General features: G+C 43.4%; 18 protein-coding genes. 8 read left to right on the plus strand and 10 right to left on the minus strand.

All coding sequences use genetic code 11. The annotated features are described in order from the left end of the window. Both F6K38_RS02955 and F6K38_RS02960 read right to left on the minus strand, forming a co-directional pair. Window positions 1-882 (minus strand): DUF4351 domain-containing protein (locus F6K38_RS02955; protein ID WP_287356026.1); only part of this gene is annotated, 882 nt, incomplete at its 3' end. A 117-nt stretch (window positions 883-999) separates the two neighbouring features. Beyond that, window positions 1,000-1,221: a hypothetical protein gene (locus F6K38_RS02960; RefSeq protein WP_287253416.1), complete on the minus strand. Its 222-nt coding sequence runs from the start codon at window positions 1,219-1,221 to the stop codon at window positions 1,000-1,002. Between the two features lie 323 nt (window positions 1,222-1,544). On the opposite strand from F6K38_RS02960, the gene F6K38_RS02965 reads away from it, so the two are divergent. Both F6K38_RS02965 and F6K38_RS02970 read left to right on the plus strand, forming a co-directional pair. Continuing rightward, window positions 1,545-1,682, plus strand: coding sequence for a hypothetical protein (locus F6K38_RS02965; protein WP_154659915.1), 138 nt, complete (start codon window positions 1,545-1,547; stop codon window positions 1,680-1,682). 65 nt (window positions 1,683-1,747) lie between these two features. Continuing rightward, on the plus strand, window positions 1,748-2,200 hold the full coding sequence (locus F6K38_RS02970) for a MerR family transcriptional regulator (RefSeq protein WP_008188274.1): 453 nt from the start codon (window positions 1,748-1,750) through the stop codon (window positions 2,198-2,200). Window positions 2,201-2,304: 104 nt separating this feature from the next. On the opposite strand, the gene F6K38_RS02975 is transcribed toward F6K38_RS02970, so the two are convergent. From F6K38_RS02975 to F6K38_RS02985, 3 genes are all read right to left on the minus strand, one after another. Next, window positions 2,305-2,646 (minus strand): XisI protein, encoded by a 342-nt coding sequence (locus tag F6K38_RS02975; RefSeq protein ID WP_008188276.1) that lies wholly within the window; start codon window positions 2,644-2,646, stop codon window positions 2,305-2,307. Further along, window positions 2,634-3,047: an element excision factor XisH family protein gene (locus F6K38_RS02980; protein WP_008188279.1), complete on the minus strand. Its 414-nt coding sequence runs from the start codon at window positions 3,045-3,047 to the stop codon at window positions 2,634-2,636. Before F6K38_RS02980 ends, F6K38_RS02975 begins: the two co-directional genes overlap by 13 nt. An 80-nt stretch (window positions 3,048-3,127) precedes the next feature. Continuing rightward, window positions 3,128-4,570, minus strand: coding sequence for a sensor histidine kinase (locus F6K38_RS02985; RefSeq protein WP_008188281.1), 1,443 nt, complete (start codon window positions 4,568-4,570; stop codon window positions 3,128-3,130). A gap of 870 nt (window positions 4,571-5,440) precedes the next feature. On the opposite strand from F6K38_RS02985, the gene F6K38_RS02990 reads away from it, so the two are divergent. Continuing rightward, complete coding sequence (locus F6K38_RS02990) at window positions 5,441-7,495, plus strand: M48 family metalloprotease (RefSeq protein ID WP_287356028.1); 2,055 nt, start codon at window positions 5,441-5,443, stop codon at window positions 7,493-7,495. Between the two features lie 171 nt (window positions 7,496-7,666). On the opposite strand, the gene F6K38_RS02995 is transcribed toward F6K38_RS02990, so the two are convergent. After that, a complete protein-coding gene (locus F6K38_RS02995) occupies window positions 7,667-9,061 on the minus strand; it encodes a sugar porter family MFS transporter (RefSeq protein ID WP_287356030.1) in 1,395 nt (464 codons plus the stop codon). A gap of 362 nt (window positions 9,062-9,423) precedes the next feature. Here F6K38_RS02995 and F6K38_RS03000 point away from each other — a divergent pair, with 362 nt between their 5' ends. The 3 genes from F6K38_RS03000 to F6K38_RS03010 all read left to right on the plus strand — a co-directional run bounded on the left by F6K38_RS03000 (window position 9,424) and on the right by F6K38_RS03010 (window position 10,712). After that, window positions 9,424-9,744 carry an NfeD family protein gene (locus F6K38_RS03000; RefSeq protein WP_075903262.1) on the plus strand — a complete coding sequence of 107 codons (321 nt, stop codon included), beginning with the start codon at window positions 9,424-9,426 and terminating at the stop codon, window positions 9,742-9,744. A gap of 256 nt (window positions 9,745-10,000) precedes the next feature. Then, window positions 10,001-10,180, plus strand: coding sequence for a hypothetical protein (locus F6K38_RS03005; protein WP_287312075.1), 180 nt, complete (start codon window positions 10,001-10,003; stop codon window positions 10,178-10,180). 79 nt (window positions 10,181-10,259) lie between these two features. Then, on the plus strand, window positions 10,260-10,712 hold the full coding sequence (locus tag F6K38_RS03010; RefSeq protein WP_271969066.1) for a helix-turn-helix domain-containing protein: 453 nt from the start codon (window positions 10,260-10,262) through the stop codon (window positions 10,710-10,712). A gap of 108 nt (window positions 10,713-10,820) precedes the next feature. On the opposite strand, the gene F6K38_RS03015 is transcribed toward F6K38_RS03010, so the two are convergent. Then, window positions 10,821-11,996: a pyridoxal phosphate-dependent aminotransferase gene (locus F6K38_RS03015; protein ID WP_287255692.1), complete on the minus strand. Its 1,176-nt coding sequence runs from the start codon at window positions 11,994-11,996 to the stop codon at window positions 10,821-10,823. A 631-nt stretch (window positions 11,997-12,627) separates the two neighbouring features. Between F6K38_RS03015 and F6K38_RS03020 the strand changes: the two genes are divergently transcribed. Then, entirely contained in the window at window positions 12,628-13,038 is a 411-nt protein-coding gene (locus F6K38_RS03020) for a J domain-containing protein (RefSeq protein WP_287356032.1), read from the plus strand. Between the two features lie 37 nt (window positions 13,039-13,075). On the opposite strand, the gene F6K38_RS03025 is transcribed toward F6K38_RS03020, so the two are convergent. From F6K38_RS03025 to F6K38_RS03035, 3 genes are all read right to left on the minus strand, one after another. Then, complete coding sequence (locus F6K38_RS03025; protein ID WP_287257255.1) at window positions 13,076-13,384, minus strand: P-II family nitrogen regulator; 309 nt, start codon at window positions 13,382-13,384, stop codon at window positions 13,076-13,078. Window positions 13,385-13,550: 166 nt separating this feature from the next. Then, a complete protein-coding gene (locus F6K38_RS03030; protein WP_287257256.1) occupies window positions 13,551-13,847 on the minus strand; it encodes an acylphosphatase in 297 nt (98 codons plus the stop codon). Between the two features lie 160 nt (window positions 13,848-14,007). After that, window positions 14,008-15,357 carry a histidine phosphatase family protein gene (locus F6K38_RS03035; RefSeq protein ID WP_287256127.1) on the minus strand — a complete coding sequence of 450 codons (1,350 nt, stop codon included), beginning with the start codon at window positions 15,355-15,357 and terminating at the stop codon, window positions 14,008-14,010. 229 nt (window positions 15,358-15,586) lie between these two features. Here F6K38_RS03035 and F6K38_RS03040 point away from each other — a divergent pair, with 229 nt between their 5' ends. After that, window positions 15,587-17,197, plus strand: coding sequence for a CPBP family intramembrane glutamic endopeptidase (locus tag F6K38_RS03040; RefSeq protein WP_287356034.1), 1,611 nt, complete (start codon window positions 15,587-15,589; stop codon window positions 17,195-17,197). The last annotated feature ends 23 nt before the right edge of the window (window positions 17,198-17,220 follow it).

Genomic DNA, 17,220 nt, shown 5'->3' on the forward strand with positions numbered 1-17,220 from the left:
TAAAGAGTTAACGGTTAATGCTATTGCCATCAACTCTTCTAGTTGTTCGAGAGTTAAAGCTTGAATTCTCAGGGATATCTCTAAAGGAATCTCTGAAAATCGCAGTTTAAGGATGCGCTCTAAACTGCCTCGACGTTCTTGTTGGATGCCTTGCTCAATGCCTTGTTCAATCCCTTGTTCAATGCCTTGTTCAATCCCTTGTTCAATCCCTTGAGCAACACCCTCTTGTAAAATTTCCTGATACCAGGGTGATTCACGTAATACTGTCATATCCCACCTCATGATTTGTTGAATTAAGGGTATTTCTAATACAAAGCTAGCGAAAAAAGCTAACAACGGTTCTAGTTGGTTCAAGGTTTGATCTGCTCTTAGTGCCTGGACGGCTGAGCGCAATTTCGCTTCACTACCACCTCCAAATAAAATTGGGACAAATGGTAATAATGATGTCAAGGGTTGTGCCAGTACCAAGTCAGCATCTACTTCCCACAGATTAATTACCCGATAATCTTGATACGCCTTTAATCCCATGAATTCGCTTTCGTAGCAATTTTCAATGGTAACGGTGGCTGGAGGCGGCAAGATGTTAATTAATACTGGATAAGTGGATAGGTTGTATTTTTCTTCCGCTAAGGCGACATAATTGCGCATACGCTGAGGCATTGCCTGACTATAGCGTAGTTGCAATTCATTGAGAATCAGAAATTCTTGATGTTCAGGACTATAAGCTTTTACAATGACATCGCTTTCTCGACTAATCCATTGAAATTCAGCATCGAGTAACTCCGATGCTCGCACTTGAGGATTACCAGTTACCCATTGCACCCAAGCATTGGGTGCTAAACTGATTAAGCGTTTGCTACCAATATCTGCACGTTTTGCCATAGACAATTACCGAATTAAGACTAATTACTGAGTCACGCCCAGGGCTGTTTCTGGGGTCGGACTAAAATTTGATTACTGGGAAGCTGGGTCTCCCGCACTTCCCACACTCCCTGCTCCTTAAGATTCTTCGTCTATAGGCTGGTCGTCTATAGGCTGGCCGTCTATCGGGTCTCCTAAATCGAAGATAATAATAAAATCAGCATCAGGCATCAGTCGTTTCAGAGCCTGCAAGTGCCCCTCCGCATCTGATCGGTTGCGAAAACGACGCACAACCATCCGCTGCATCTTCGGCAATAGACGAATGAGCGCCCATGGATATAGGCGTTGAGAGTAGGACATAAAATATTAGGTATCTCCTTAACTGGGGGTCTAGAGCCAGCCTGGGGTCCTGGAGAAACTGTCGGCTGGCTCTTACCGTGGAGCGTTTTAGCGCCCACGGTATTTTTATTATAACACAAATAATCTTTAATTATAACATATTTTGAAAATTTTTGTAACAAATTTTTTAGGGAGTAGGGAGTAGGGAGTAGGGAATAGGGAGCAGGGAGCAGGGAGCAGGGAGTTGTGGAGTGGGGAAAAATCCTGTGTACCAAGCTCAATAATTAATTGATTAATTATTTTAGTGAACTAACTATTGCGATAGGGATTGGCTCCGCTGCGCGATGCTCAGTACGAGCCGCTACGCGATTGGCCTTAGGCCACGCTACGCGATGCTCGGTACGAGCCGCTGCGCGAACGCATCCACCAACCATATCCTAAATCTTCCGTCAATTCCCGATTCCCGATTCCCGATTCCCTGACATTGTCAATTTTTCTTTTATCTATTAGACTATTATTATAGGAATAGTTAAAGGAGAGTCAACTGATGAACAAGTGTGTTGGTACTACTGAAGCAGCATCTTTATTAGGAATTTCCTCTAGACGATTGCGACAACTCCTTGAGAAGGGTCGCGTCCGGGGTGCCTATAAAACCGGGAAATTCTGGATTATTCCTCTGTTCAACCATTTGCCACAAATTACTAAAGGTACCCGTGGACCAAAGGGCAAATGGCGTACCAGTCGTCCCCCCGCTTTAGCTAAGATTAATGTCAATCGCAATCACATTGGCTCGAATATCAAGAAAAGCCCCAAAGATCGGAAGCCAGTGATTTCAGTAAAACGAAAGGGCACTAATCTCTACGGCAACGAAGTCGAAATCCTCGGTCCTTGTAAGATTGTTTATCAGCCGGATAATCCACTTGATTGTGGCGCTCGTTTGTGGATCGAAACTTTCAGTGATATTCACTTCATTGGTGGCAGTTTCCCGGCTAGTAGCTGATCATCATAGTCAGAGTCAGGGACTGTAAACGGGATTGACCCTAGGTTATGCTAAGCGATGCTCGGTACGAGCCGCTACGCGAACGCATTCGCCAATCCTAAGATTTACCTGATAGCAAAACCAGTATCTGCTCGCCTAATTGGTGAGATAAATCCTAATACAATATCTGATTTAGGAATTGATAGCTCTACCAATTTCTCAGCAATACGCAAATCAGTGCCATCGTAGTGTACCCAAACTTTTCCATCATGACTAACATCAATATGTAGATAACAACCGTAAGTGCGTTTAGAGCCACGCCATCCGTTGAAATACAGCAGGTAGTGTCCCCTCTCATCATCTAAAATAATCTGACTCTTAACCTGATCATCAGGACGCTCACCCAGCTTCCCAGTTTCTATGGTAATTTTACGAACAATTGACTTATACTTCCCTAGTTTATCCATCGCTCAATAGTTGCTTCATCGATCCGATACACCAACATTTTAACCTGATAGCGAGCCAGTAGTTCTGTAATAAAGTCTTCCTTGAAAAAATCTTCATAGGTATCATCTGGTACAGCTAAAAATAATGTTCGTTCCGGCATCTTTTTTTCAAGAGCATACTTATAAAAACTAAACTGACCCAAAGCTTGATAAAAATCATGAAGCGTTGAGACACCAATAAAGCTTTTTATTTCTATAGCAATTTTTTCACCATCTTTTTCAGCAGCAATTAACCGTTCAGCTCCTAAATCAACCTGAATCTTACGTTTGCCAGCTTCTACAATGAGGGGGTCATCCGTAATCAACCATCTTTCCTTGACTAGCGCTGCTTTTACTAATTCATGATACTTGTCTCTTGCCATAGTAGAATAGCAACATCTCTAGACAAACCCTACCGATAATAAAATAGTGATACCAAAATCCTGATGCCCGGCAGTATTCCCTACCACTGTAACGGTAAGCAAACCGTAAATATACTTCCTTTGTTTAACTGCGATCGCACTTTCACACTCCCCCCCATCCCCTCGACCAAAGTCTTGACAATGGATAGACCCAAACCCGCGCCACCGGTAGAACGAGTTCTAGTTTCATCGACCCGATAGAAGCGGTCAAAAATACGGGCTTGTTGTTTTAAAGGAATACCAATACCACGATCACAGACCTCAATTCTGCCACGGCCATCCACCTGAGTTAACTTAACAGTGACTGGTTTATCGACACTAGAGTATTTTACGGCATTATCAATCAAATTCAGTAGGACTTGTTTGAGGCGATTGATATCACCTTTGACCCAAATTCCAGGTTTAATACACTCAACCTTAATAACTCGCTTAGTATATTGTCTTGCCATCTCAGCCACCTCTTCGACCAACTCATCTAGGACAAAGGATTCTAGATTGAAGTGTATATGACCACTATCCGCTCGTGCCAAATCCAGTAAATCCTGCAACATTTGCACAGTGCGGTCAGCTTCTGAAGAAGCAATTTCTAGGGCTTCGCGCTGAGGTGGACTCAAATTAGCACCGCGACGTAAGGTACTTTGGACGTAGCCAGAGACTAAGGTTAAAGGAGTGCGCAATTCATGGGATACATTGCTAACAAATTGCCGTTGATTTTCTAAGGCTTCATTCAGACGCACTAGCATTTCGTCAAAGGTTTGTGCCAATTCTCTGACTTCAGTGGGAGCATTATCGAGCTGTATTTGCACATCCCCCAAATCATCAGCAGAAATACTCTCAGTTAGCTGACTCATCAACTGTAGTGGTTGGAGCGATCGCTTAATATAGAATGCGATCGCAATACACATCCCTCCAATAGCCAGTGCTGTAGCAATCCCCAGACTCCGGATCAGCTGCAAAAACATCTGTTGATCACTAGTAATGTCTTGGGCAATGTAAAACTTACCGAGATTGGCTTGCTTAACTTCCAAAGTAGTGCCGCAAACCACCCAGTAACTTCCATTTACTTCCAAGACTTCTGGCATGGGCGGTATCCGTGACAAATACTTTGGAGAAGTCAGAGTGTCCATAACCTCTAGGGCTTCAGATTGAGCAACAATACCATTGTTGGGATGCTTTACCCAGAGTAGGGTGTTACTATTGCTGAGTTTATCAATTGCCTTTTGCATCCCGGTTTCCGGGGTAACCATATCGCTATAGATTTCCACATCCTGGGGGAAGCGCTCTGCAATATAACTAATACTCTGTTTGTGAGTGGAAACCAGAATATGCTGCATTTTCCAGCTGGTCCAAATTGCCAAACTGCCCATACCTAAGGCTGAAACAGCGGCAATTCCTAAGGTTAGTCTTACCCGTAGGGAACGTAAATCAAGCTTTAGGTAGGAGTTATTCAAGAATTTTTCCAGCAAACGGCTGGGGAACTTCATCAGTCTTTGTAGGAATATTTATATTAATATTACTGATTATCAGTTTGACAGAACAATCTGAGAAATTACTGATAGACTAGTTAGAATCAGATAACTAATATCTTGTTCGGGACCATGGGGATTGTCAAGCTAGGGGAATTGGGAATTGGGAATTGGGAATTGGTAACTATAATTACTATTTATCCATAACTACTGGACTAGAAACACTACCGATAAGGGTAGATCTCATATTTGTCAAAAAGAAGGGGAGTGTGGGGAGTGTGGGAAGTGTGGGAATTTTATTATAATAATTTTTTCCTAATTTCATCCATTGAGATGCACCCAGCCTAAGGTTAGTAACAGTCTAAGCTATCAGCTAATGGGCTACTTGAGGTGTTACTTGAGGTGCTAATGGGCGACAGATGGTGCTACAGATGGTGCTATTAGCTTATGGCCGCTTGGGCAAGCTACGACAAAAGGTTTTGAATAAAACAAGCAACCATTCGTTTAATCTGAGTTCAATCTGCTGTTCGCGCAGCGTGAGCCTTTAGCTCACGGCTGACAGCTGACTGCTGAATGCTTATATTTCATTTGATGAACATAGCGCAATTATGTGTATCGGTAATCAGTAAAATAACGTATATTTATACTATCTACCAATCGTAATTCATTTGTGAACAATAACAAGTGGTGAGAGGCTTACCTATCACCCGATAACTCTATTACCCTATCACCTGATCTAAGCTTGGGTATATTAGACCTCTTGCCAAAGTCCAAAAGTAGTCTCCATAATCCTTCCGAGATCAGATATCCGAAGTTTTCTACTTCTGTAAGAAGTCTAGTTTCTAGTTTTATCAATATCCCGTTCTAGTCATTAGCGACCATTTAATTATGAAACGTTTTGGAAATTTACTGCTAATTTTGTCAGGAATCCTAATGGCGGGTGAAGCCTCAACTGCCTTAGCTGAGTCTCCTAAAATCGGGGAATCGGAACCAATCCAACACAGTAGTGAACCTCTAACTGTCTCACATTTAGGGGCTACTGAGGTTTCTGACATGTCAGAGGATACTGAAGTCCTTAGGTCAGAGGATATATCTGAGACTGAAGCACCGACTACCGATGCCCCTACCGAAACTTCGGATACTGGTATACCTATACCTATAAATCCTATAGATATAGAAGTGCCATTACCGGATAATTCCACTGAAGACACCGAGCAGCCAGATATCTTAGTGGATAGGGAACTTCCAGAAACAGACACTTCTACGACAACTGTACCTACAATAGACTCAGATACCAAAGATACAGAAGCTTTGGATACAGAAGCTTTGGATACAGAAGCTTTGGATACAGAGGCTTTGGATACAGAGGCTTTGGATACAGAAACTTTCGATACAGAAACTTCGGATACAGAGGTAGAGAAAGAAGAAAGCACAACTGCTGAAGACGCTGAAGAAAAAGACCTGGAAGCAGAAGCTGAAGAACTTAGCCCAGAAGAACTGGCAAAACAGCAGAAACTTATTGAAGCCGATAGACTTTATCTAAGTGGAGATATAATTGCTGCTGAACAGTTATATCGTGAAGCAAAGAATCCTTTTGATAATCCAGAACCAGTTCAAGAACTACCGGAGGCAATTTACGACACCGCTCAACTCTCTCCTGCTGGGGGAGTGTATTGGCGTAACTATGAGTCAGGGTTAGAAAAGAATTTAGAAAGTAAAATTCTGATTCCCCTCAAGTTTTTAGTAGAGCAGCAACCAGAATTTATTCCCGGTCATATACGCTACGCTCAAGCTCTAAAAGATTATGAGCGGCTTGATGAAGGCTTATTAGTTTTAAAGCAAGCTAAAAATCTATATCCCCATGAGCCGGAATTAATCAAGGTAACCATGGCAATGCTAGCAGAATCAGAAAATTGGTTTGAAGCATCTCTGGTAGCTCGTGAATTTGCCCTGTTTAATACTGAGCATCCTCAATCGGAAGAGTTTCTCCAGCTCGCTGATCAACATCTAGACCGCCACATTTCCCATCTCCGGAATGAAATGACCGGTAATACAATAATGAATGTGATTACTGGAACATTAGGTTATGTTTTTACTGGCAATCTTTTTGGTCCGCTATCGGCAATAGAGTCAACTGTATTAATGCTCCAGGGAGAATCAGGGATTGGGAAAAGAATTGCTAAGCAAGCACAAAAGCAATTACCGATGCTAGAAGACGAAGAAGTGTTGGAGTATGTGCGCGAGATAGGCAATAAACTTACCAAGGTAACAGGTCGCGATGAGTTTAACTACGAGTTTTATGTAGTCATGGATGACCAACTCAATGCTTTTGCTCTACCAGGAGGTAAAATATTTATCAACGCTGGGGCTATCCTAAAAACCAAGTCCGAAGCAGAATTAGCTGGTTTACTGGCTCACGAACTATCCCATGCTGTCTTATCCCACGGTTTCCAGTTAGTCACTCAAGGTAACTTGACCGCTAACATTGCCCAATTTATTCCCTATGGTGGCACTGCTGCTAATTTAATTGTACTTAACTACAGCCGAAATATGGAACGTCAGGCTGATGATTTAGGAAATAAAATTCTTACTGCTAGTGGCTATGCAGCAGATGGATTGCGCAATTTGATGATTACCCTCCATGATCAAGGTGGACCAAAACCATTATTTCCTTGGCTTTCAACCCACCCAGAAACTAAAGAACGGATTAATAATTTAGAAGCTATAATCGACAGTAATGGTTATAACCGTTATACTTATGAAGGTGTAGAAAAGCACCTAGAGATTCAGAAGCGAGTTGCTCAACTCCTGAAAGAGTATGAGGAAAAACAGAAGGAAGAAGAGGAGGGCAAACAGGAGGAAAAACAAGAAGATGAGCAGCAGCAAACACAGGATAAAGAACAGGAGCTAAAACCAGAAAATGAGCAGGAGCAACAACAGTAGGAGTAATATTGTAAGTATTCAGCTAATGCGCTACGCGCACGCTACGCGAACAGGGATCAGCGGTCAGCGGTCAGCTTTGTGGCACAGGCTTCCAGCCTGTGACTTCACTGAGATTAAACCAATGCTTACGTTTTATTCAATAGCTGATAGCTTATAGCTGAATACTTACGATTACATTGCTTCGAGTTCCTTACCTTTGGTTTCCCGAACTGCGAAAACAACTAAGAAAAAGGAGATAGCAGCAGCAATGGTATAAAGACCATAAGCAGTACCTAAACCAAATCTAGTCAGGAGAATGGGGAAGGTGATGGTAATGAAAAAATTGGCCAGCCATTGAGTTGAAGCACCAACAGACAGTGCAGAGCCTCGAATCTGGTTGTTGAACATTTCCCCTAGCATCACCCAGACCACTGGTCCCCAGGAAAAGCCGAAGCAGAACACATACAGGTTAGCGGCTAAGAGGGCAACAATCCCTTGAGAGTGAGTCAGAATCAATTCACCAGCGCTATCCAACTGGGCGAAAGTAAAAATAAATGCCATTATCCCCAAGGTCAAGGTCATGCCAATAGACCCAAGGAGCAGAAGGGGTTTGCGTCCAAACTTGTCTATGAATGCGATCGCTAAAAGGGTAGTAAGAAGATTAATAGCGCCAGTAATAACATTAATTAGCAGGGAATCCCCTTCTGAAAACCCTACCTCTTGCCATAACACATTACCATAGTAGAATACTACATTAATTCCCACAAACTGTTGGAAGATAGATAGCCCCATGCCGACCCAGACAATGGGAAGCAGCATACCATTTTTACCAATCAGATCAGACAGTTTAGGCTTGCGCTCCTTGAGAACTGTTTGCTGAATTTCCAAGACCTTGGCTTGGACATCACCACTCTCAATCTTGGCGAAAACAGCAGCAGCTTTTGTCAAGCGGCCAATAGAGACCAAAAACCGGGGAGATTCCGGAATCAACCAAGCCCCCACCCAATAAACAGTTGCTGGAATAAGCTCCATCCAGAACATCCAGCGCCAAGCCGGTATAGAAAACCAAAGTGGTGCTTCTGCTGAACCGGTAGCCATACTAATCAAGTAGTTGCTGACAAAAGCAATAAAAATACCAATAACAATGGCCAATTGCTGCAGAGAACCTAACCTTCCCCGTAGGTGAGCTGGAGAAACCTCTGCGATGTAAGCTGGACTAATTACACTAGCGGCACCCACAGCAATGCCACCCACCAGTCGATAGACTACAAAATCCCAAATACCGATTGCTATACCAGAGCCAATGGCACTGATAGTAAATAAAGCAGCAGTCATCAGCATCACCTTTTTGCGGCCATACCAATCTGCCATCTGTCCAGCGTAAAACGCCCCAACTGCAGAACCTAGCAGCATCGAAGATACTGAAAATCCCGTCCCGACACTAGTGGAGTTAAAGGCTTTTTGCAGTGCTGTAATGGTGCCATTAATCACTGCACTGTCGAAACCGAATAAAAAACCACCAATGGCAGCCACTCCGGAAATCAGGATTACAAAAGATATATGGTATTCTTGTTTGTCATTTATCATTGATAGCAGTTCTCAATGGGCTTAGGTACTTTCGTCTTGGATTAATGGGAGTAGGGAGTAGGGAGTAGCGCTGGATCGCTTTTCAATTTTCCATGTTCATCTATACCTAGAAGCTTTTGCTCTAATTCTTTAGGTGGACAAGTTGCCAGTTAAGCAACTGTCTATGGAAAGAACAACCTCTTACCTTAGGCATAGCACGGTCCAATAGTAGACAGAGCTAGGATTAGAGCCAAATATTGCCAAGACCCTAACTACCACGGGATTGTGTACAGGTTTAAATAGTGGCATGGGATACCTCACCAGGCTTTAGATAACGAAAGTAGAGTTTAAAGGTAAGGTAAAGCTCAGGGAGCAGGCAGCAAATGGAATCAACTAAAAACCCCACCATGGAAGAGATGAACCTATTCTCAGAGCCTGGCACTGGCAAGGTAGAAAAGACAATTACTCCTCATAAGCCAGGACGAGTCAAGTATAAAGCAACTTACTGGCCAGCAGAAGTATGCTCCGATTTTCAAGTCACCCTTGAACCTGAAGACCCAGTTACAGTTGTTGGTCGGCGCGGCATTACCCTGATTGTGGTACCAGTGGGTTATATTTTTCCCGACGATTCCCAAGAGTCGAGCCATAACCTAGCCACAGGGATTGTCTCACGCTTGTTGAGTTGGACTCAACGATTAGCTTGAGTGTTTACAGTATTTTCACATTAAACCAAACTAATTAACTTCAGAAGCCCAATACTGTCCACGGGTCAGTATTGGGCTTCTGGGTTTACTTGAACTTTGGCACTAATAGCAAAGGGAATAGGGAACAGCGGATCTCGGAGTAGAAAACAAAAATTATCACAATTCCTACACTGATCCCTAAAGATCACTTTTTGACGGACTTAGAAAATAAGGCGTTGCTTAATTTTTAATAGTTTTGTGGAATGGGCATGTTTGCGTGGAACTGGCATCTTGTGTAGAACTGGCATCTTGTGTAGAACTGGCATCTTGCCAGTTTCATGCTTATTGTCGGGCGGGCAGGATGCCCACTCTACTCCTATTCAGCGCGAAGACTGACGCAACGCCAAAAATAACTCTACCGCTAAAGTTAGTTATTAATAATCATCCTACTTTATAAGTGAGTTTACTAGAACTTTGACAATAAGGTAACTTTTTAAGTTATAATAGTGTTATCGGTATAGTTTTTGGAGACAACTATGAATAAGTGCGTTTGTACTACTGAAGCGGCATCTCTTTTAGGTATTTCTCCTCGGAGATTGCGCCAACTCCTAGAGAAGGGTCGGGTCCGAGGTGCCTATAAAAGTGGGAAATTCTGGATTATTCCCCTGTTCAACAATCTGCCCCAAATCATTAAAGGTACTAGAGGACCAAAAGGAAAATGGCGTACTAGTCGTACTCCGGCTCTAGCCAAGATTAATGTCAACCGCAATCACATTGGCTCGAATATCCACAAAAGCCCGGAAGAGCGCAAGCCAGTGATTTCAGTAAAACGAAGTGGCAACAATTTATACGGCAACCAGGTAGAAATCCTCGGTCCTTGCCGGATTACTTATCAGCCGGATAACCCACTGCCTTGTGGCGCTCGTCTGTGGATCGAAACCTTCAGCGATGTTCACTTCATTGGTGGTAGTTTTCCTGCTCGTGGTTGAAACCCAAGTTGCTAGATGCAGAGCAAAACACAGATATCAAAGTTTGTCGAGAATGGCAACAACTGATCACAAAATTGTGATCACAAAGCTATGGAAAGCCCCCGAATTTTATCCGTGGCCATTGACTTGATGCAAAAACTTTTCCAAGCGATCCATCCCCTTCTCAATGGAAGCCATATCCGTAGCATAGGAAAGACGGATACAATCATCAGCACCAAAGGCAATACCAGGAATTGCAGCAACTTGCTCGGAACTGAGTAAGCGATCGCAAAATTCCAAAGAGCTTAAACCCGTTTGACTAATGTTAGGGAATAAGTAGAAAGCAGCGTCTGGCTTCAGACAAGTCAGTCCAGCCATGGCCGTGAGCCGCTCTAACATGACCTGTCGCCGTTGGGCAAAGGCTTGGCGCATCTGTTCTACACAGTCAAGGGAACCTTCCAAAGCTGCGATCGCACCATACTGAGCAAAGGTACAAACATTGGAGGTGCTATGACTTTGAATCGTGGTCATTGCTTTAATTAGCTCTACTGGACCTGCTATATAACCGATACGCCAGCCAGTCATAGCAAAAGCTTTAGCAAACCCATTACTAATGATAGTGCGCTTGAATATTTCTGAGCTTACTTCCCCAATACTAAGGTGTTGAGCCCCATCGTACCGAATTTTCTCGTAAATTTCGTCAGAAACCACCAGAATATCTTGCTCTACCACTACTTCCGCCAAGGCTTTTAGTTCTGCGGGAGTATAAACCATACCGGTGGGATTAGACGGAGAGTTGAGAATAAATAATTTAGTTTGGGGTGTAATGGATGAACGGAGCTGAGCCGGTGTAATTTTGTACCCTTGAGTGGCATCTGTAGGAACAATCACAGGTTTACCACCAGCCAGCTTCACCATTTCTGGATAGGAAAGCCAGTAGGGAGCAGGAATAATCACCTCATCTCCCACTTCAATCAGAGCCAGCATCAAGTTGAATAGGGATTGCTTACCGCCATTGGTGACAATAACGTTCTGTGTATCGTAATTGAGGTTATTCTGATGGCGCAGTTTATTTGCGATCGCAGCTCTTAGCTTCGGTTCCCCAGCGGCTGGACCATACTTAGTCTTTCCTTCATCCAGGGCTTGCTTACTGGCTGCTTTAATATGAGCGGGAGTGTCAAAATCCGGTTCTCCAGCGCTAAAACTACAAACATCAATCCCATCTGCCTTCATGGCTTTGGCTTTAGCAGCAATGGCTAAAGTTAAGGAAGGGGTAACTTGACCAACTCTTGATGCCAGCTTCATTCTCACAAATAATAACTGAGGAATTGTTAATGCGATTGCCTTGACAATCTTATAATTATCCCATAATGCATAGCCATTTTGGACTAATTTTAGATTTATTTTAGATTTATTTTAATATTTATTTTATTTTTCAGCCTTGTCCCTTTGTTACCTAATCAGGGCTAATCAGGGCTAATCAAGGCTGTAGAGGTTTGCTGTCAAACCATGAACTTACGTTAACTAAAGACTAGAAACTATATATTTCTTAAATTGATGTGTTTTTTTGCTGCAATTGACTGGCAATTAATTCAGACTTAAATTTATTGTTTACTTGACTAACTAGCAGGGCAAACGCATCTAAATTCTAGAAGCCTTACTCAGAAAAGATTGTCAAATTAATAAGCAAAATTACTTATCAAATCACTCTTATATCGAGTAAGCATTTCAAAACAAGATGTGTTTACCCTGCACTAAGTAGGTAGCTATAAAAGAAAAAGTTTGTTAGTTCTAAGTGTCAAAGTCCTGAGTTTTTTAGTTAGGAACTGACTCAAGGACTTTCATCACAGCGCGAAATTTGCCCCGACAAGTTTGTTTGGGCTTCTTTGTGTCTACTAATTGATTTTCCTGTCACTGTCGGAAGAGGATATTGTAAATGTTAGAGGTAGAGAAATACTACAGAATCCTGGAGCTGGAGCCTGGAGCTTCACAGGAGGAGATTCACCAGGGCTACCTCGATTTGACCTGGGTATGGCATCCTGACCGTTTTTCTGGTAATCCCCGGCTACAACAGAAAGCTCACTGCAAGCTGCAACAAATCAATGAAGCTCATGCCCAATTGCGCTCTTTACAAAGAACTCTCGGTTGGAAAAATAGACACCCCAAGCCTAAACCCCAGAAGCAATCACCATTAAAGAACCAATATCGTCAGTCAGGTTTATATAAACGGGAAGTTAATCCTGTGACCACCGAAGCTAGTGAAAGTAAAACTGGGAGTCAGAATCAGGGAAGTCCAAAGTCTAGGCGTGTCTATACTAGCCAGAAAATTGATGATTGGTTAGATTAACTGACTGGTGATTACTTGTGATTACTTGATTGGTGCTTTAATTGCTTAACGTTTCTACATCTTGTCGGTAGGCAATTAAGGCGTGACGCTTCCGGTATTCGGCTATAGCACGCAGAATTGCATCAGACACTTCCCGGGATACGATCGTCTTAATTTCAACATTGGTGTTGTAGCCCGCAATATCTCCTAGGCGTCTGCCGTGACCACCTTCTCCCCGTACATCACTAACAGTATAACCAGTAGCCCCGTGGCTTTTGATGAGCTTCACAAGGCTTTCTCGAATTACTGATTCACCAATGATGGTGACTAAGACAGCACTATTGATGGGAGCATCTTCTGTAGACATAGGAAATTCCTTAATTCCTGATATCTATTAGTCTATAAGCATCTAGTATAGACTTTTATAGTTGTCAATGGTTAGTTGTCAACGGGGTTGCCGGTAGATCAGGCTACGAGATTAACCTATGGTCACGCTAAGCGAACCCATTGACAACTAAGCTCAACTATACCGATTAGTGGGTAATTTCAAATCCCTGCAAACCTTCCGGTGTCTCATTCTTAACCACCACATTGTCAACCACAGCATTTAACGGTCCGGTATGACACCAACGCACCATAGCTTCTACTGCTGCGGTATTCCCTTCAAACACCGCTTCCACACGCTTATCAAGAAGATTTCTCACCCAGCCATTCACCCCTAGATGCTTAGCTTGAAGCATTGTGGAGTAACGATAACCAACTCCTTGAACTCTTCCGGAAATGAAAACATGGGCGCGAATTTGCTTGTGTGGTGTTGATGAGTTTTGCATTTAGCAGTTTGCTGTTGACTACACCAATTAATGTTGAAGGTTGTTCGCCGTAAGCGTCCGAAGTAGGGTAAGTTGACTGTAACACTAGGGATTACGGTCAACCTTCAACCAACCTTCAACATAGTTACCCCAAAGCATGGAAGTTGATCGTATTGTTTAGCTACAGCGCACCAGCGGCTGTTTTATCCAATACACCTCCAGATAGGTGTGTGGTGATATTCATCGCTTGCAATACTGGGGCTTTGTCTAAGCCTTGGGGATAATCAATTACGCTGACAGCCCCATTTCCCTGCTTGATATTCCAAATTAATGCTGGACTCAAGCCAAGAATGTCACAAAGTACTACTTTATTGATAGCATCATGAGCCACCACTAAGCCAGTCTGAAATCCTGAACCAGATGCCGTAGCCGATTGAACCATCCCATTCCAGGATGCTACTGCCCTTTCCAAAACATCCTGTAAGTTCTCTCCTTCTGGCATTTGTACCGTTTCTGGGGCAACTTTCCACTGATTGAGCAATTCACCATACTCTTGGGAAATCTCTGATTCTAATTTACCCTCCCATAAGCCATGACTGATTTCCCGGAGTCCATCATCAACTTGTAAATTGACATTGGGGTGAGACTGGAGAATAATTTCAGCAGTTTCCTTAGGACGCAGCATGGGGCTACTTACTGCAAAATCAATGGGTATATCTTTGAGAAACTCAGCCGCCTGATGTCCTTGTTTACGACCATTGTCATTTAAAGGCACATCAATCTGTCCTTGAAAGCGAGACTCACGATTCCAATCGGTTTCACCGTGGCGCACCAACAACAGACGCAACCCTTGGTCAATATCTCCCCTTCTTGGCAAGGTTTCTCCCAAGTGGGAGGTTTGATTGAGGGATTCCAATTGTACGGTTTCTCCCCAACCACCAGTGAAATTGAGTACATTGATACCACAATTGGATTGCCTGATACTATGGTAACGATCTGGAGAAACCCCAATCGCACTGCTAATTAAGCAGCGATTGATACCATTATGGGCTACGATTAAAATCGTACCTCCTTGATAGAGGGGGATAACCTCTTGCCAAAACTGCTGTGCTTGTTTGTATAGTTCAAGCACAGGGAAATGTTCTTTAGACCCGACCGCTGTGGGAATGACCATGGAAAATTCATGGGGACGTTCTTTCCAACGGTGGTACTCTTCTGGGAATTTTTCCTTAACTTCGTTCTTTTTCAGATTTTGCCAAAGGGGTAAATCGATTTCCATCAGCTGATCTGATGGCTGTAACTGGGGAGCGTCTGGCAAATAGGATAGGATAACCTCTGCGGTTTGCTTTGCCCGTTGTAAAGGGGAGCAGTAGATGGCATCAAAGCTGAGGCTACTCAGGGCAGTACCAACTTTTTGGGCATCAGCACGACCAATGTCTGTCAAGACTGACTGATCACTGCGTCCTTGAATGATCTGCTGAGTGTTGTAAGTACTTTGACCGTGACGGACAATAACGACGCGGGTAGCCAATCTCTTATTCCTCCATGAGCAGGTATGTGGTTCAGCTGGGTCAGCTAGGGTGACAAATGTATACTGGGTCTACTGAGATGATTCCGAATCATCAAGGTAATTGTAACCTAGCTAGATCATCCCTAAACTGGCAGTGTAAAGTTGGTGACTAGTTACTTGGTTAGTAGTCCATTGAGCAGCAAAAAACTATGTAACTAATGAGCAAAATGCTTGTGTGTTGGGGGGTTGGATGACTATAAAACGGTTGGTTTTAATTGTACTGACGATTTTTGCGATCGCTAGAATTGGCCTTTCTCTGGTAGAAAGCTGGGGTCAGCCCCAGATTCAAACTAGTCTGGAACTTCGCCAAACCAATCTAGTACTCCATGGCTGGGAGTGGCAGAACACAAACCCTGATTCTGCTACATCTGAGCAGTCTAATCAGGAGTCTAAGGTAGATTGGACTGTGGCTCGTAATGCTTTGATTGGTGCTGAGCCGTTTCAATCTGCTCAAAAACAGTATGAAACAGCCCGTCAATTGGCTCAGACCAATCAGTCAAAGGTCCTGACCAAACTCCAAAAATTTTCCATAGGGAAGGTAACCACACCAAATGATGGAGCGCCATCACAATCACCAGCCACTCCCCTGACCGAAAACTCCTATCCCTCCCAGCAACAGCAATTGCAAGAGTCATTGTCTGACATCGAACAGCTGATTGCTAAGCTGGATTTGCGTATTGGAATTCTCCAAGCTCAACAAGGAAAAACCGATGCTGCTATTGAAACCTGGGATGCACAGACATACCCTAAGGGCTTAGTGGAAACTGCTGGGGTATTAATGGGTCTATGGAGTGAGCCACCTCTGGTACTACCAGATGCTGAGCAAAAAATTGAACAAAACTTAGATAATTGGTTCCGGTATCGCGCGTTGAGTCAGCTGTATCAAGTGCAGCAGCGCCAAAGTAACCTATTATCACTCCAAACCCAAGAACAAGAAACGGCTGAACAAGCAATTGTCAAATTATTCGTTATTGCTGTCATGCCAGGATTTAACACCCTATTGGGTTTGGTAATCTTAGTGTGCTTGGTTGGTCAGTTGTTGTTTCAAGGTAAGCAATCCCTGATAGCAACCAATCATAATGTCCCATGGAAAACAGCTTGGGATGGGGAAATTATTTGGCAAGTGCTGATTTTTGGCTTTTTCGCCATCGGTCAACTCCTGTTACCGCTTTTAATTGGGCTCTCACTGGGGATTGTTGGGATTAACCCAGCCAATTTTACGGTACAGATGAGTGCTTTCTATGTGTTGCTAACTTACCTAATCATGGCATTTGGTGGCTTGTTAGTGATGTACCTTTCCATTAAGCCCTTTTTGCCCCTGCCACAGGATTGGTTTCGGTTCAAGTGGCGCAGCAACTGGATTGTCTGGGGAGTCGGTGGCTATTTGATAGCACTCCCCTTGGTGATTGTGGTATCTCTGATTAACCAACAGTTATGGCAAGGAAATGGCGGTAGTAACCCACTGTTGCCCCTAGCTTTGGAGGGACAGGACACCATAGCTTTAATCATATTTTTTCTGACAGCAGCTGTGGCAGCACCAGTGTTTGAGGAGATAATCTTTCGAGGGTTCTTGTTGCCCTCTTTGACTCGTTATCTACCAGTTTGGGGAGCGATCGCATTAAGTAGTCTGATTTTTGCGATCGCTCATTTGAGTCTCTCAGAAGTCCTACCCCTAGCCACATTGGGAATTGTCTTGGGATTCGTTTACACGCGATCGCGTAATCTCCTAGCTCCCATGCTGCTCCATAGTCTCTGGAATAGTGGTACGCTTCTGAGTTTGTTTGTTTTAGGCAGTAGTTAACAATTGAGTATGACGTGTGAAGT

This window comes from Moorena sp. SIO3B2, assembly GCF_010692525.1.
In the GTDB taxonomy this organism is placed as follows: Bacteria; Cyanobacteriota; Cyanobacteriia; order Cyanobacteriales; family Coleofasciculaceae; genus Moorena; species Moorena producens.

Bases quoted from the DNA above. Each gene is read 5' to 3' on its own strand.
- F6K38_RS02960 (WP_287253416.1), bottom strand. From the start codon at position 1,221: ATGTCCTACTCTCAACGCCTATATCCATGGGCGCTCATTCGTCTATTG.
- F6K38_RS02965 (WP_154659915.1), top strand. From the start codon at position 1,545: ATGCTCAGTACGAGCCGCTACGCGATTGGCCTTAGGCCACGCTACGCG.
- F6K38_RS02970 (WP_008188274.1), top strand. From the start codon at position 1,748: ATGAACAAGTGTGTTGGTACTACTGAAGCAGCATCTTTATTAGGAATT.
- F6K38_RS02975 (WP_008188276.1), bottom strand. From the start codon at position 2,646: ATGGATAAACTAGGGAAGTATAAGTCAATTGTTCGTAAAATTACCATA.
- F6K38_RS02980 (WP_008188279.1), bottom strand. From the start codon at position 3,047: ATGGCAAGAGACAAGTATCATGAATTAGTAAAAGCAGCGCTAGTCAAG.
- F6K38_RS02985 (WP_008188281.1), bottom strand. From the start codon at position 4,570: ATGAAGTTCCCCAGCCGTTTGCTGGAAAAATTCTTGAATAACTCCTAC.
- F6K38_RS02990 (WP_287356028.1), top strand. From the start codon at position 5,441: ATGAAACGTTTTGGAAATTTACTGCTAATTTTGTCAGGAATCCTAATG.
- F6K38_RS02995 (WP_287356030.1), bottom strand. From the start codon at position 9,061: ATGATAAATGACAAACAAGAATACCATATATCTTTTGTAATCCTGATT.
- F6K38_RS03000 (WP_075903262.1), top strand. From the start codon at position 9,424: ATGGAATCAACTAAAAACCCCACCATGGAAGAGATGAACCTATTCTCA.
- F6K38_RS03010 (WP_271969066.1), top strand. From the start codon at position 10,260: ATGAATAAGTGCGTTTGTACTACTGAAGCGGCATCTCTTTTAGGTATT.
- F6K38_RS03015 (WP_287255692.1), bottom strand. From the start codon at position 11,996: ATGAAGCTGGCATCAAGAGTTGGTCAAGTTACCCCTTCCTTAACTTTA.
- F6K38_RS03020 (WP_287356032.1), top strand. From the start codon at position 12,628: ATGTTAGAGGTAGAGAAATACTACAGAATCCTGGAGCTGGAGCCTGGA.
- F6K38_RS03025 (WP_287257255.1), bottom strand. From the start codon at position 13,384: ATGTCTACAGAAGATGCTCCCATCAATAGTGCTGTCTTAGTCACCATC.
- F6K38_RS03030 (WP_287257256.1), bottom strand. From the start codon at position 13,847: ATGCAAAACTCATCAACACCACACAAGCAAATTCGCGCCCATGTTTTC.
- F6K38_RS03040 (WP_287356034.1), top strand. From the start codon at position 15,587: ATGACTATAAAACGGTTGGTTTTAATTGTACTGACGATTTTTGCGATC.